Genomic DNA, 14,471 nt, shown 5'->3' with positions numbered 1-14,471 from the left:
TCCGTAACTCTATTAGTCATGAAAATATTGTTTGATTAATTGATTGAACACGTCAGGCTGTTCAATATTTGAGATATGTGAAGCATCGATAGTCGCAAGCTTAGCATTAGGGATGTGTTCGACCATATATTGACCATCGGCAACCGTCGTCACTGGGTCTTTAGAACCTGCAACCACCGTAACTGGCACGCGGATATCTTTTAGCTGTTCACGTGTATCAGCGTCAGATAATGCCTCGCAGCAGCTGGCATAACCCTCGCTACTGCCAGCTACGAGAGCGTCAGATAATGCTTTAACTGCATCTGGATAATCATCGATAAAACTTGCTGTAAACCAACGCGAAGCAGCTGTCGATGCAATAGGTTCTAATCCTTTCTCACGTACCAATTTTGCCCGATCTACCCAAGCATCCTCATTGCCAATTTTCGCGGCGGTATTGCATAGCATTAAGTGATGGAAGCGGTCAGGGTAATTGATAGCTAACCATTGACCCGTCATTCCGCCCATAGAGATGCCACAAAAAAACGCTTTATCGATGTTTAGATAATCAAGCAAATCAATAACGTCTTGTCCAAGCTGATCCAAACTATAAGGACCTTTTGGTGCGGAAGACTTACCATGGCCACGGGTGTCGTAGCAGATAATAAAATAATCGTTTTGTAAGGCATCGATTTGCGGCTGCCACATATGATAGCTGGTACCTAAGGAGTTAGAAAATATCAGAGCAGGGCTGCTTTTATCGCCAAAAGTGGCATAGTTTAGGGCAATTTCTTGGTTGTTAAATATGGGCATACTAAGCATCCTTATTTAGGATTAAAGTGTTGAAGACATATGTAGGGATGAGTATCACGCTTGATAATTAACCCGCTCAATAATCATTGCGATACCTTGTCCAACGCCAATACACATCGAGCAGATGGCATAACGCTTACCTGTTTTCTCAAGTTGATTGAGTGCTGTTAAAATTAAACGTGCTCCTGAGGCGCCGAGTGGATGACCAAGGGCAATCGCACCGCCATTAGGGTTGACGCGCTTGCTATCATCAGCTAACCCTAAGTCACGCGTACAGGCGAGAGCTTGAGCGGCAAAGGCTTCGTTTAATTCAATGACATCCATCTCATCGATTGACAGTCCAGTTTGCTTAAGCAGCTTTTTCATCGCCGGTGCTGGGGCAAAGCCCATAATACGCGGTTCAACGCCTACCGTAGTTGAGGCCACAATACGTGCACGCGGCTTTAGATTAAACTCTTTAACGGCTTGCTCTGATGCCACTAAAAAAGCCGCTGCGCCATCATTGATACCTGACGCATTGCCAGCCGTCACGGTACCCTCTGCGGTGACGATAGGGCGTAGTTTGGTCAACTTCTCAAGCGTGGTATCAGCACGAGGATGCTCGTCAGTATCGACACTGACAGGATCGCCTTTGCGTTGTGGAATGACGACAGGAGTAATCTCATCTTTGAAAAACCCTGCCTCTTGCGCCGCTGCGGTACGTTGTTGACTACGTAATGCAAATGCATCTTGGTCAGCGCGATTGACATTGAACTGCTCTGCGACGTTTTCAGCTGTTTTTGGCATGGTCTCCGTGCCATATAGCTCATCAAGCTTTGGATTGATAAAGCGCCAGCCCATCGTGGTATCTTCGAGCTTTTGACTACGACCAAACGCCTGATCTGACTTACCCATTACCAATGGCGCACGGCTCATGCTTTCAACACCACCTGCAATAATTAGATGCGCTTCACCCGCTTTAATAGCGCGCGCCGCTATCGCTAACGCATCCATTGACGAGCCGCATAAGCGATTCACGGTAGTGGCAGGCACTTGATAAGGTAGGCCAGCTAGTAACGACGACATACGCCCGACGTTGCGATTATCTTCACCGCTCTGATTAGCACAGCCGTAAATAACGTCATCTACTTTTACCCAATCGACATTGGTATTACGTTCCATTAACGCCTTGATAGGGATAGCACCTAAGTCATCGGCACGGACAGGTGCTAGACCGCCGCCGTAGCGACCAAAAGGGGTGCGAATGGCATCGATAATATAAGCATTATTTAAACCAGTGGTTGAAACAGTCATCATCCTTGTCCTTTTTATTATTTTGAATTTGTAGCATCAATTAGCGTCGCACCCGTCAATGCTTGTAAGTCCGCAAAGCTTAAGCCATCGACTATTTCAGTGACGGCCAAACCTTTATCAGTGACATCAATAACACATAAGTCAGTATAAATGCGATCAACGCAGTTTTTGCCAGTCACGGGGTAGGTAAGCTTGCTAACGATTTTAGGGTCGCCAGTTTTGGTGGTGTGATTGGTCATCACAAAGACTTTTTTGGCACCGACGGCTAAGTCCATAGCGCCGCCAACAGCAGGTATTGCATCTGGCGCACCCGTGCTCCAGTTGGCTAAGTCGCCATTGGCAGCTACTTGAAACGCACCCAATACGCAAATATCGATATGACCACCACGCATCATGGCAAAAGAGTCGCCATGATGAAAGAAGCTACCGCCATCGAGCATGGTGACGTACTCTTTTCCGGCATTAATCAGCTCGGGATCTTCTTCGCCTTTAGCAGGTGGCGGTCCAAAAGCTAATAAGCCGTTTTCTGAATGCAAAAATACATCTTTATCATCCGGTAGGTATTGGGCAATTTTGGTCGGTAGTCCGATGCCTAAATTGACATAGGCACCATCTGGAATATCTTGTGCAGCACGCTCGGCGATTTGATCGCGGGTCAAAACGGTGTAGGAAGTATGGCTCATGATGACGCTCCTTATAGTTGGCAGTATTAAGCGGTGGCTGTAGTAGCTGTGCTAGAAAGTTAAGCGCTAGCAGATTCAGTGCTAGCAGGCTGAATTTGCACCACATGCTGCACAAAGATACCCGGCGTAATAACGTGCTCAGGATCAAGCGCGCCAAGCTCAACCGTTTCGGAGACTTGGGCGATAGTAATATCAGCCGCCATTGCCATGATAGGACCAAAGTTACGCGCAGACTTGCGGTAGACTAAATTGCCCCAGCGATCGCCTCTAGAAGCTTTGATTAAAGCAAAATCAGCCTTGATCGGATATTCAAGAACATAGTCTTTACCATCGATTTCTCGAGTTTCCTTACCTTCTGCGAGTAAAGTACCAAAGCCTGTGGGCGTATATACCGCACCGAGTCCCATACCTGCTGCTTGAATACGGCAAGCCAAATTACCCTGTGGTACTAGCTCCAGCTCAATCTTGCCAGCATGATAAAGCTCATCAAATACCCAAGAATCCGATTGACGCGGGAAAGAACAAATGATTTTACGCACAGCACCTGTTTTTAAGAGCTTGGCAAGGCCGTGATCGCCATTACCGGCATTATTATTAATGATGACCAAATCCTTTACGCCTAAATTAATAAGTCCATCAATGAGTTCAGCGGGTTGACCCGCTGTGCCAAAGCCACCAATCATGATGGTGGCGCCATCTTTGATTTGACTAAGTACGTCAGTGATATTTTTCTCTGCTTTGTTAATCATGTTTATATCCTATAAAAAGTCATATGAGGTAGTGTCTTTAAAATTAATAAGTGGTACATGGGTTGGACTCATTGCTCTGACACTACTTAATTTTTTTCGTAAGAGACTTGCTCTTAATTGGCTTCATTATTAGAGGTCGTTAATGAGATAGATGATGTTGGTAGTAGGCGTTTTTTGGTCAGAATATAGTGAGCAATCATGCCAATAAGAATGCCCCAAAAAACAGAGCTTAATCCCAAAAAGCTCATACCCGATGCTGTCGCCAAAAAGGTAATTAACGCTGCATCTCTTTGCTCATCATTTTTCATAGCAATGGTGATATTGGCAGAAATGGCACCGATTAATGCAAGGCCGGCCAGTGCCGCGACAAGCTCTTTTGGAAGCAAGCTAAATACCATCACGATACTGCCAGCAAATAAACCGCCAAATAAATAGAAGATGCCATTAGCGACACCTGCGATATAGCGCTTTTCCTTAAGTTCATGCGCATCTTTGCCAGTACAAAGCGCGGCTGTGATAGCGGCAAGTACGATAGTGATACCACCAACACATGCAACTGCTAACGAGGCGAGGCTTGTAACACTCACAATAGGCTTGGCTGGCGTGTCGTAACCGCTAAGATTTAAAATAGCCATACCGGGTAAAAACTGGCCAGTTAAGCTCACAAGGATGAGTGGTATAGCGAGGTTAAACGTTGAGTTCCACGACCATTCAGGGGCAATAAAAGTAGGTATAGTGATAGCTAAATCGAAATTGACAGGGTTCATTTTGCCAAGTAAGACGCTTAAGATAACACCGCACAGTAGTACCCAAATCATCGTATAGCGCGGCGAAAAGCGTTTGGCTAATAAATAGCAACCGAGCATGCTAAAGACGATAAATGGCATGCTATCAGTGGCTTTAAATAATTCTAAGCCGAATTGAAATAGAATCCCTGCCATCATGCCAGCGGCGATACCGTTAGGAATCCATTTTAATATTTTGTCGAAGTAACCTGTTGCCCCCACGATAAATATGACAATCGCTGAGATGATATAACCGGCAACAGCTTCATTAATACTCATCTGTGGAAATAGGGTAACCAGTAAAGCGGTACCAGGGGCGGACCATGCTGTAATAACCGGTGTTTTATATTTAATAGACAAATATATACCAGAAATAGCCGCACCGATGGAGACACCCCAAATCCAAGACGCCATCATGGCATCTGAAACTTGTGCGGCTTGTGCGGCCTGAAAAAAAATAATCAAAGGACCCGCATAAGAAATAAGAACCGCTAAGAACCCTGCAACCGAGGCGGAGAGCGACCAATCGCTTTTTAAGGTTTGGATTACAGAGGCCATATTGCTTCCTTGCAAATTAGCATTTGTCATGGGATTAACAGTTTGGGATGACAAATTCAGGTTCATGCTATTTATTGGCAGATTAATTATTAGCCTTCGTCGCCACCGCCCACAGGAATGGTACTACCAGTAATATAAGAAGACTCATCGGATGCTAAAAACAAGATGGCATTGACTTGCTCATCAATCGTGCCGTAGCGTTTCATAAAGGTGCGATCAATGGTCTGATCAACCACCGCATTCATCCATGATTTTTCATCATCAGTTAATGGTTTGGCGTTACGTGGAATCTTTCTGGGCGGCGCTTCAGTACCGCCAGTTGCCACTGCATTCACACGGATACCATCGTTTGCATACTCAAAAGCGAGCGATGCGGTCATGGCGTTCACGCCGCCTTTCGCTGTCGAATAGGGTATGCGGTTGATACCGCGAGTAGCGATAGAGGACACATTAACAATAGTGCCTGATTGCTGTTTGACCATGGTTGGTAATACCGCATGACAACACCATAATGTTGGAAATAATGAGCGGCTGATTTCCTTTTGAATTTCTGCTTCAGAGAAGCTGGTAAAAGGTTTCATCCATATTGCGCCGCCGACATTGTTGACCAAAACATCAATTCTCCCGTAAGTATCTATTGCCTTGTCGATAGCTTCTTTAGCACCCTGATGCGTTTCAAGGTCAGCTTGAATAGTAACTGCATCCCCACCGTTAGTGATGATTTCAGCTAGCACCTCTTCTACTAATGGAGAGAAGTCTACCATGACGATTTTGCCGCCTTCGCTTGCCAAGCGCAGTGCAACTCCGCGTCCGATGCCTTGAGCAGCACCAGTGACAATACATACTTTATGATCAAATCTTTTACTCATGACCGTCTCCTAAAAACTTGCTCATGCTCTGCTACTAAAGGGATGCCTTTAGGTTCTATTATTGCTCACTAGGTGTGAATTTCTCATAATAAAAATTACTTGGTTTGAGGTTGCTACTATCTAACCAATTACTCACAGCATCTACCATCCCTAACGGACCACACAAGTAGACATCGACGTCACCATCGTTCAGCCACTCGTTATCAACATGACCGGTAACATAGCCTTTACGCTCATGCTGGCTGTCTTCAGTGGCGACACAGGTGCGGTAGTCAAACCAAGGGTGGTTTTGTTTGACTTCTTCTAGTTTCTGAACTTCTATAAGATCAAAGTCGTTGGTGACGCCGTAGACCATCCTGACAGGATGGTGAGCACCAGACATCTCTAAGCTTTTTAGCATCGATAGAAAAGGCGCAATACCGGTACCACCTGCTAGGAATAATGTCGGACGAACAAGAGGACGTAGATAAAAGCTACCAAATGGGCCTTCGAAATCAATATCTTGGCCAATCTGAGCGATGTCAGATAAAAAAGTACTCATCTTACCGTTAGGAATATTACGAACGACGAACTCAGCCTGCTTGGCATTGGGTACAGAGCTAAATGAGTAAGAGCGTGTCTCGTTAGAATCAGGAATACTGACATTGACATACTGGCCTGGCAAAAATACTAGCGTATCTGGATTGTCGACTTCGACGCCAAAGTGAATGGTAGATTCAGACAACACATTGAGTTGCTGTAATTTACCTTTAAAAGTAGATTTACCAACTTTACAGGCTTCAGAGGAGGTTGGTACTTTGATCACGCAGTCGCTTTCTGGAATCATCTGGCAGGTGAGTACATAACCTTCAGCGGCTTCAGCTTCTGTCAGTGCATCTTCGATATACATATCAGGGTGCATGTCGTAGCTGCCAGATTCACAATGGCAACGGCAAGTACCGCAAGCACCATCAAGGCAATCCACAGGGATATTAAATTTTTGACGATAAGCGGCTTCGGCGACGGTTTCGTCGGCTTCACATTTGATGAAGCCTGTGACGCCGTCTTCGAACTGTAGAGCAATATTATATTCCATGAGAAATATCCCTTTTCAACACGTATTAATTAAAAGCTAGTGACTAAATAATGAGTGAATAATGATTAGACGTGATAGACGTCCATAATTTGATGCACATAGTCGTCTTTTAAGACCACATACTTATCCAAAATTTTTGGTTGGTCTTGAGTCATGTCTATTTTGTACTGAGAGTAACCCCAATAGGTATTGGTCTCGTGATAGCGAAAGGACTTGTTGATCCAGTTGAAACGTACCGTCACAATACCGTCATTGTCTTCGAGTAATTCAATATTCGATAAATTGTGCGTGGTACGCGTATCAGGTATGGTCGCTGATGAGCGCTCAGTCTCGATGCGGAAGATACGATCTTCAAGACCACGGCGATCCGGATAATAAATCAGCGAGATTTCTCGTTGTGGGTCGCTGATGAGCTGACCATCATCATCCCAACTTGGCATCCAGAAAGGGCAGTCTTCATCGTAATAAGTGAGCCATTCTTCCCATTTTTTCTCATCCAATAAACGCGCTTCACGGTATAGAAACTGTCTAATGTCTTCAATGTTAACAGTTGCATTTTTCATGATTGATATCCTTATTTTTTTGTCAGTTCTACAATAAATAGCAGAGTAATAATAAAAATGTATTAGTCGCTATTAGCACCGTGTAGCTGCTGCTCTTGCTCTAGAGCTTTTTTCATCTCTTCATGCCAGTAACGATGTTGGACGGTATATAGCCCTTCATCTTCAGTCTTAACACCACTCATCAAAGGTTTAAGGTCAATAGCGGCAGCGCCTTCATCTGCACCTTGAATCCAATGCTCAGAGCCTCGGCACATATCATTCCATTCAAGCTTGATACCGTTATAACCTTCTTGACACGAGCGGAACTCTTCTAAGTCATCAGGTGTTGCCATACCAGTAACGTTAAAGAAATCTTCATACTGACGGATACGGCGTGCACGTGACTCATCGCTTTCGCCTTTTGGTGCGATACACCAGATGCTAACTTCAGTTTTGTCAACCGCGATAGGGCGGAGCATACGAATTTGTGAGCCGAACTGATCCATGATGTAGACGTTTGGATATAGGCATAAGTTACGTGAGCGTTCAATCATCCAGTCCGCCATGGCTTCACCGTAGCTGGCGACATACTCATCGCGATAAGCGTAGTTTGGACGGTCTTGTGGGTTTTCCCATTGTGTCCATAACAGCATGTGACCGTTTTCAAAAGAATAAAACCCACCGCCTTGTCGACCCCATTTGCCAGCGTTCATGGCTTTGATATTGTCTTCTTTGACAGCTTCAGTTTCTTTACGGCGCGCAGTTGTCGCAGCGTAGTTCCAATGGACGGCTGATACGTGATAGCCGTCAGCACCGTTTTCAGCTTGCAGTTTCCAGTTACCATCAAAGGTATAGGTTGAGGTGCCGCGTAACACTTCTAGACCCTCTGGCGACTGATTGACAATCATGTCAAGAATTTTGGTAGAGCCGCCAAGCCAGTTTTCGATTGACTGAACATCATCATTTAAGCTGGCAAAGATAAAGCCTTTATAATTGGCCATCTTCACTTGTTTTAGGTCGTGTGAGCCTTCTTTATTGAAGCATTCTGGATAGCCTGCATGTCTTGGATCTTTAACTTTAAGCAGCTTACCTGAGTTGTTAAAGGTCCAACCGTGGAATGGGCAGGTGTAAGTGGCTTTATTGCCTTTTTTATGTCGGCAGAGCTGTGCACCACGATGTGAGCATGAGTTAATCATGCAGTGCAGCTCGCCTTCTTTATTGCGGGCAAGAATAACAGGCTGACGACCAATGTATGAGGTGTAGTAGTCGTTGTTATCAGGAACTTGAGACTCATGAGCCAAATACACCCAATTGTTTTCAAAGATGTACTTCATCTCAAGCTCGAACAACTCTTCGTTAGTGAAGGCGCTACGATGCAGGCGATAAATCCCTTTTTCACTGTTCTCTTCTAAAAAATCATCAATAGTGATGTCTGATCCTTCAGGTACTAGATTGATACGCTCGCTCATGGCTGCCTTCCTTGTATAATGACGGTATAAAATGAGATTAGAAGCTAACGTTTGATACGACAACTGAGGACATATCAAACGTAAGTCGCTAATCGTTATTAATGAATGCTATTTAATATGAGTGCTCATTAACCTTGAGCACGGCGGCGTTCTACTTCGCTGCCTTGTATAGCTTGGTCAATGTCTTTTACTAAATGAAAGTCAAAGTCGATACTTGCGTAAGGCTTATCAAGCGCTTTTTCTTTTAGCTTGTCCGCATCTTCGACCATCGTTACCTCTGGTACCAAACCTTCGCGGCTTGCAAAAGCAAAGTCATCCCATAGGTACTCATCGCCATCGATGTTAATCTGCGTGGTCAGTTTGCGATGACCGTCAGCACTGGCAAAGAAATGAATGTGAGCTGGGCGATGACCGTGACGTCCTAGCGCGCCCAATACTTTTTGCGTCATTCCTTCTGGTGGTACCGAGTAACCTAGCGGCACGATGCTGCGGAATGCATAATTTCCGTTTTCATCGGTAATGATGCTACGACGTAAGTTGAAATGAGACTGTGATTCATCAAAGAAAGAGTAGTTACCTAAGCTGTTGGCATGCCACACTTCAACTTTTGCGTTTGGAAGAGGCTTTCCATCTTCACCATAAACAGTGCCTTGCATAAATAGCACGGTGCCATTATCAAGGTCAGTGCCATCATCTAGACGCGCAAAGCCCTTTTCTTCTGGCGCACCAGCGACATAGAGTGGACCTTCAATAGTACGTACAGTACCACCGTCAAGACCGGCTGCTTTTAAATCCTCTTCAATCATTAAATCCATGAAGTGATCGAAACCCAAGCCTGGTGATAATAAACCAGCTTCTTTGCCCAAATCACCGATAAACTCAACGCCAGACCAATATTCATCGGCAGTGATTTTTAAGTCGTTAATGGTTTGCATAAGGTCGGTCACGATACGCAAGACAATCTCTTGTACGCGTGGATTGACTTGCTCTGGGTAATCGATTTTACCTTTGGTGAACTGCGTAGCTAATGTTTCAATTTGGCTGCGTTCCATGTCTCTCTCCTTGTTGAGGACTGTTTTGTTAAGGGGTTTTTATAGTGAGTATTCTTACTCAAATTTTTATGGATTCTGATATCAGCTGTACTGGCTTGCTTTAGCTGTCATCACTACGAACAGATGATGGATGACGTAACAATGGTGTCACTTCAACTTTCATATAGGGGTAAAGTGGCAGAGACATCATAATGTCGTGTAGCTCTTCATTACTTTCAACATCAAAGATACTGAAGTTAGAGTACTGACCGGCTATGCGCCAAATATGACGCCATTTACCTTGCTCTTGGAGCTTTTGTGACAGCTCTTTTTCTGTAGCTTTAAGCTCGTTGACTTTATCGGCGTCCATATCTGTTGGGATTAAGACATCCATTCTGACGTGATATAACATAATTATTTCCTTATATTTGATGATGGGTAATTTTTTTAGCTGTTACAGCATTTCAGTTTGAGGATTAGTAGAAAATTGCGGCTTCGATGATTTAAGTGAATTATTGATTGCTTGTTTGGCGTAGTGATAGACTTTATCGCTATCTACTTCGATACCAAGACCTGCGCCCGTAGGTACATTTAACCCAAAATCTTGATAATCAAGAGGCTGTGCTAAAACATCGTCGGTTAATAACAACGGACCAAACAGTTCGGTGTCAAAATTTAGACTGGGATAGGTTGAGAATACATGAGCTGAGGCCACCGTACCGATAGGCCCTTCAAGCATAGTGCCGCCATACAGCTCGATACCTGCTAGATGTGCCATTTGTCCAATAAGACAAGCTGCTCTCAATCCGCCTGCTTGATTAATTTTTACCGCAAAGACATCAGCATAATGATCTGCTGCTAAATGAAAGGCATTCTGAGGATCTTGGACAATTTCATCCGCCATAATCGCCACATCAAAGCGATCAGTTAAACGTTTTAGAGCGGCTTTATTACGCATTGAGACAGGTTGTTCTATTAAATCAACGCCACCAGCTTGCAATAGACTAATACCTTGCATTGCCTCAAGCTCTGTCCATGCTTGGTTAACATCAACCGTAATGCGGCAATCAGGCAGCGCTTTTTTGATAGCCAATACGTGGGCAACATCATCAATAATCGGATTGCTACCGATTTTTAATTTAAAAATGCGATGGCGCTTTTGCTCAATCATACGCTTAGCTTCGGCGATATCGGTCGCTGTATTGCCGCTGGCAAGCGTCCAAGCCACTTCGATACGGTCACGAACGCGGCCACCAATTAGCTCACTTACTGGTAGGTTTAGGCGTTTACCTTCAATGTCGAGTAGAGCCGTTTCGATGGCACACTTTGCAAAGCGGTTGCCATTGATATGAAGACTTAGCAGCTGCATAGCTTTTGCTGGACTAGTCGGCTGTTCTTTTAATAAAAGAGGGGTAAAGTAGGTATCGATATTGGTTTTGATGCTATGAGGGCTTTCTTCTGCGTAGCTTAGGCCGCCAATGGTGGTCGCTTCGCCCCAACCTTCGTAGCCATCTTCTGTTTGAATGTGTACCAAGACCAAGACTTGTTCGTTCATAACGGTACAAGCGAGCTTATGAGCCCTTATAGTAGGTATTGGTACCAATAAAGTATTAATTGAACGAATCATGACAGTCCCTATTGAATAGATGATGCTTCCTTATGCTTAATAAGAACTATAGTTATTAGATAACGACATGTCTAAGACCTATTTAGTCTGATATTGATACCTTTTGGGTATTTTGATAATCAACCTTCACCGTGTTATGTTCTTTAGGTATCGATAGGCTTATAGGTCACTTAAGGAATAATGTTCAATGGAATTGAGACATTTACGCTATTTTGTAGCGGTAGCAGAGGAAAAAAGTTTTAATAAGGCAGCAGAGCGTTTGTTTATTTCACAGCCCCCACTGAGCCGTCAGATAAAACAGTTGGAAGAAGAGATCGGCGTCACGCTCATTGATAGGGACAATCGCCCTTTAAAGCTTACAGAAGCTGGCGACTTTTTTTATGATCATGCGCTTCAGATAATAAAAAAATCAGATGATCTGCGGGCAATGACCTTTCGTAAAGGCAGCTTTGACAACACATTATCGATAGGTTTTGTGTCGTCGATACTGTATGGCATATTGCCGAAAGTGATTGCGCGCTTCAGAGAGGTGTATCCAAATATAAAGATTAAATTATATGAATTGAACTCTTGGCAGCAAACGCAAAGCTTAGTAGAAGGCAAAATAGATGTCGGTTTTGGGAGGCTTTTATTTGAAGACGCTTCTATTAGGCGATTATTACTAAGACAGGAGCGTTTAGTGGTTGCGGTTCCTAACAAGCATCGATTGGCAAAAGAGCAACAAAAGAGCATTCGTTTAATGGATTTAACCAATGAAAATTTATTGTTATATCCAATGGCACCTCGTCCTAGCTTTATTGATTTTGTCTTAGAGCTCTTTGAGTCACGCAATCTAAAAGCAAACTATTTTACTGAAGTACGTGAGCTGCATATTGCTTTAGGATTGGTAGCAGCAGGTGAGGGCTTGACTATTGTACCAAAAACGCTTGAGCATCTACGGAATCAGGAAGTGACTTATATTCCTTTCGAGGACGGGCTTTTAACCTCGCCTATTGTTATGAGTGTGAGGCATTTTGACAAATCAGAGCTATTAAAAACATTGTTGGAGGTGACTTATCAGATTTACGATGAAGAAGGGTTTGATTATAAGCTTGAAAAAATTTAAGAAGATCAATTGCTTATTAATAACCTTAATATGAACTCATAATAGGATAGTTTTATGCCAGAATTCCATTACAAACCCGAAGCAGGGCCGGCGGAAGTAGCACGGCTCGTTTGTGGTAGCCCTTATTATAATCGTCGTGAATACGATTTTGCTGAACTAGAAGACTGACTATAAAGAGCTGATAAAGGTTTAACGCATGCTTAAGTAGCATTATAAATCTGCAACTTCTAAAGTTGAACTATTTTTAAATTATCAAAGAGTAAGTGCTTTGAAAGAGTGTGCTAAGCTTGGGTTTGCTAACTTACCCTAATATGATTATTCGTTTACCAGATTCCGTTATGCGCTTGATGCAGCATATCTCAACGATATCTAAGTATAAGGTCCGCCACAGTCTTATACATTCTGAAAACCTTGAAAATACCATAAAAAGAGACTTGTCGTATCGCTGCGAACAAGCCTTTTTTTATGAAATATAAGGAACAGTCTTAGGGTAGGGTATGTGGTCAAATCTACCCAGCACGATTTTATACAAGTTTATTGAACAAAGCTTTTGGTTAATTTAGTATGTTTTTGCGAGTTGTTAAATATATGGCTTTAGAGAGTTAACATATATGGTAATTATGATTACCGTATATTGGCTATTATTCTAATAAACGTTAGTTTTAATCGTATCAATTTCATTATTTTTTAATTTATGTCTGTTAATTTACGTCAAGGATGACCCGTATGAGTATCAAAGCATTTCCAGCAAAATGGATGACTGAAGAACACGAAATGGTATATGACAGTGCGCTAAAAATGTTTCAAAGCTGGGAGGACAAAGACGAGCAGTGGCGAGAAAACGGTATGATTGACCGCGCGGCTTGGGAAGAGGCCGGCGAGATGGGCTTTTTATGTGCGTCAATACCAGAAGCGTACGGCGGCGGCGGCGGTGATTTTGGTCATGAAGCCGCGATTCTTTTGGCGCAGGCGCAGGCGAACCGAGCCAGTTATGGCGGTATGGTGCACTCAGGTATCGTGGCTCCATATATCTATAAGCTTGGAACTGAAGAGCAAAAAAAATCATTGTTGCCTAAGATGGCGACGGGCGAATATATTGGTGCTATTGCGATGACTGAGCCGACGACGGGCTCTGACCTGCAGGCCATCAAAACTTATGCGATAAAAGAGGGCGACGACTATATCATTAATGGTTCAAAAACCTTTATCACCAATGGTCAGCATGCCAATATCGTGCTATTAGCTTGTAAGACAGACCGCGATAAGGGCGCGCAAGGCGTCTCGCTGATTCTTGTTGAGACCGACGGTTTAGAGGGTTTTACACGTGGCCGTAACCTGAAAAAGACGGGTCTTGCTGGACAAGATACTTCAGAGCTTTTCTTTAGTAATGTGCGTGTGCCACAAAAAAACGTACTAGGCGGTGTCGAGGGGCTCGGCTTTATACACATGATGCAAGAGCTGCCACAAGAGCGCTTGATTATTGCTTTAAGTGGCTGCGGCGCGATGAAACTGGCGTTAGAGCTGACGCTTAAATATGTCAAAGAGCGTGAAGCCTTTGGCAAGCCAATTTGGCAATTCCAAAACACGCGCTTTAAGCTCGCTGAGGTACAAGCGGATTATTTAGCGGTAAAAGCCTTATGTGATTCAGCAGTTGAGGCGCAAATACAGGGTAAGCTTGACGCCGCGCAAGCATCCTTAATCAAGTACTGGGTGACAGAAAAACAGTGTAAAACGATGGATGAATGCTTACAGTTATTTGGTGGTTACGGTTATATGTCAGAGTACCCAATCGCTCGTATGTATGCCGATGCTCGCGTACAAAAAATCTACGGCGGCACCAATGAAATCATGAAAGAGCTGGCCTCGCGCTTTATGTAATCGCTTATGAGTGAG

The 14,471-nt window shown here is 43.8% G+C and carries 14 protein-coding genes; 2 read left to right on the top strand and 12 right to left on the bottom strand.

What is annotated here, in order from left to right; genetic code table 11:
• Positions 1-12 precede the first annotated feature (12 nt).
• The 12 genes from pcaD to JFC07_RS03725 form a co-directional block, all read right to left on the bottom strand.
• Entirely contained in the window at positions 13-792 is a 780-nt protein-coding gene (gene pcaD / locus JFC07_RS03780) for a 3-oxoadipate enol-lactonase (protein ID WP_198328157.1), read from the bottom strand.
• Between the two features lie 54 nt (positions 793-846).
• The gene (gene pcaF, locus JFC07_RS03775; protein ID WP_198328200.1) at positions 847-2,085 is read right to left on the bottom strand and encodes a 3-oxoadipyl-CoA thiolase; all 1,239 of its coding nucleotides are present in this window, start codon (positions 2,083-2,085) and stop codon (positions 847-849) included.
• 17 nt (positions 2,086-2,102) lie between these two features.
• Entirely contained in the window at positions 2,103-2,768 is a 666-nt protein-coding gene (locus JFC07_RS03770) for a 3-oxoacid CoA-transferase subunit B (protein ID WP_198328156.1), read from the bottom strand.
• A gap of 59 nt (positions 2,769-2,827) precedes the next feature.
• Entirely contained in the window at positions 2,828-3,517 is a 690-nt protein-coding gene (locus tag JFC07_RS03765; protein ID WP_198328155.1) for a 3-oxoacid CoA-transferase subunit A, read from the bottom strand.
• A 113-nt stretch (positions 3,518-3,630) separates the two neighbouring features.
• Positions 3,631-4,860 (bottom strand): benzoate/H(+) symporter BenE, encoded by a 1,230-nt coding sequence (gene benE, locus JFC07_RS03760; RefSeq protein ID WP_198328154.1) that lies wholly within the window; start codon positions 4,858-4,860, stop codon positions 3,631-3,633.
• An 89-nt stretch (positions 4,861-4,949) separates the two neighbouring features.
• Positions 4,950-5,729 carry a 1,6-dihydroxycyclohexa-2,4-diene-1-carboxylate dehydrogenase gene (locus tag JFC07_RS03755; protein WP_198328153.1) on the bottom strand — a complete coding sequence of 260 codons (780 nt, stop codon included), beginning with the start codon at positions 5,727-5,729 and terminating at the stop codon, positions 4,950-4,952.
• 58 nt (positions 5,730-5,787) lie between these two features.
• Positions 5,788-6,804: a benzoate 1,2-dioxygenase electron transfer component BenC gene (gene benC / locus JFC07_RS03750; RefSeq protein WP_198328152.1), complete on the bottom strand. Its 1,017-nt coding sequence runs from the start codon at positions 6,802-6,804 to the stop codon at positions 5,788-5,790.
• Positions 6,805-6,869: 65 nt separating this feature from the next.
• Complete coding sequence (gene benB / locus JFC07_RS03745) at positions 6,870-7,367, bottom strand: benzoate 1,2-dioxygenase small subunit (RefSeq protein ID WP_020443471.1); 498 nt, start codon at positions 7,365-7,367, stop codon at positions 6,870-6,872.
• A gap of 62 nt (positions 7,368-7,429) precedes the next feature.
• Entirely contained in the window at positions 7,430-8,815 is a 1,386-nt protein-coding gene (benA, locus tag JFC07_RS03740) for a benzoate 1,2-dioxygenase large subunit (protein ID WP_198328151.1), read from the bottom strand.
• A 128-nt stretch (positions 8,816-8,943) separates the two neighbouring features.
• Positions 8,944-9,867, bottom strand: coding sequence for a catechol 1,2-dioxygenase (gene catA / locus JFC07_RS03735; protein ID WP_227678245.1), 924 nt, complete (start codon positions 9,865-9,867; stop codon positions 8,944-8,946).
• 100 nt (positions 9,868-9,967) lie between these two features.
• Positions 9,968-10,258, bottom strand: a complete 291-nt coding sequence (catC, locus tag JFC07_RS03730) for a muconolactone Delta-isomerase (RefSeq protein ID WP_198328150.1) — start codon at positions 10,256-10,258, stop codon at positions 9,968-9,970.
• Positions 10,259-10,300: 42 nt separating this feature from the next.
• Positions 10,301-11,473: a muconate/chloromuconate family cycloisomerase gene (locus JFC07_RS03725; RefSeq protein ID WP_198328149.1), complete on the bottom strand. Its 1,173-nt coding sequence runs from the start codon at positions 11,471-11,473 to the stop codon at positions 10,301-10,303.
• A gap of 187 nt (positions 11,474-11,660) precedes the next feature.
• Here JFC07_RS03725 and JFC07_RS03720 point away from each other — a divergent pair, with 187 nt between their 5' ends.
• Positions 11,661-12,578 (top strand): LysR family transcriptional regulator, encoded by a 918-nt coding sequence (locus tag JFC07_RS03720; protein ID WP_198328148.1) that lies wholly within the window; start codon positions 11,661-11,663, stop codon positions 12,576-12,578.
• 726 nt (positions 12,579-13,304) lie between these two features.
• Complete coding sequence (locus JFC07_RS03710; protein ID WP_198328147.1) at positions 13,305-14,456, top strand: acyl-CoA dehydrogenase family protein; 1,152 nt, start codon at positions 13,305-13,307, stop codon at positions 14,454-14,456.
• Positions 14,457-14,471 lie beyond the last annotated feature (15 nt).

It is taken from the genome of Psychrobacter faecalis, from assembly GCF_016107575.1.
Taxonomy (GTDB): Bacteria; Pseudomonadota; Gammaproteobacteria; order Pseudomonadales; family Moraxellaceae; genus Psychrobacter; species Psychrobacter faecalis.
Note: the sequence above shows the minus strand (reverse complement) of the source record. Positions and strands in the feature narration are given on the sequence as shown.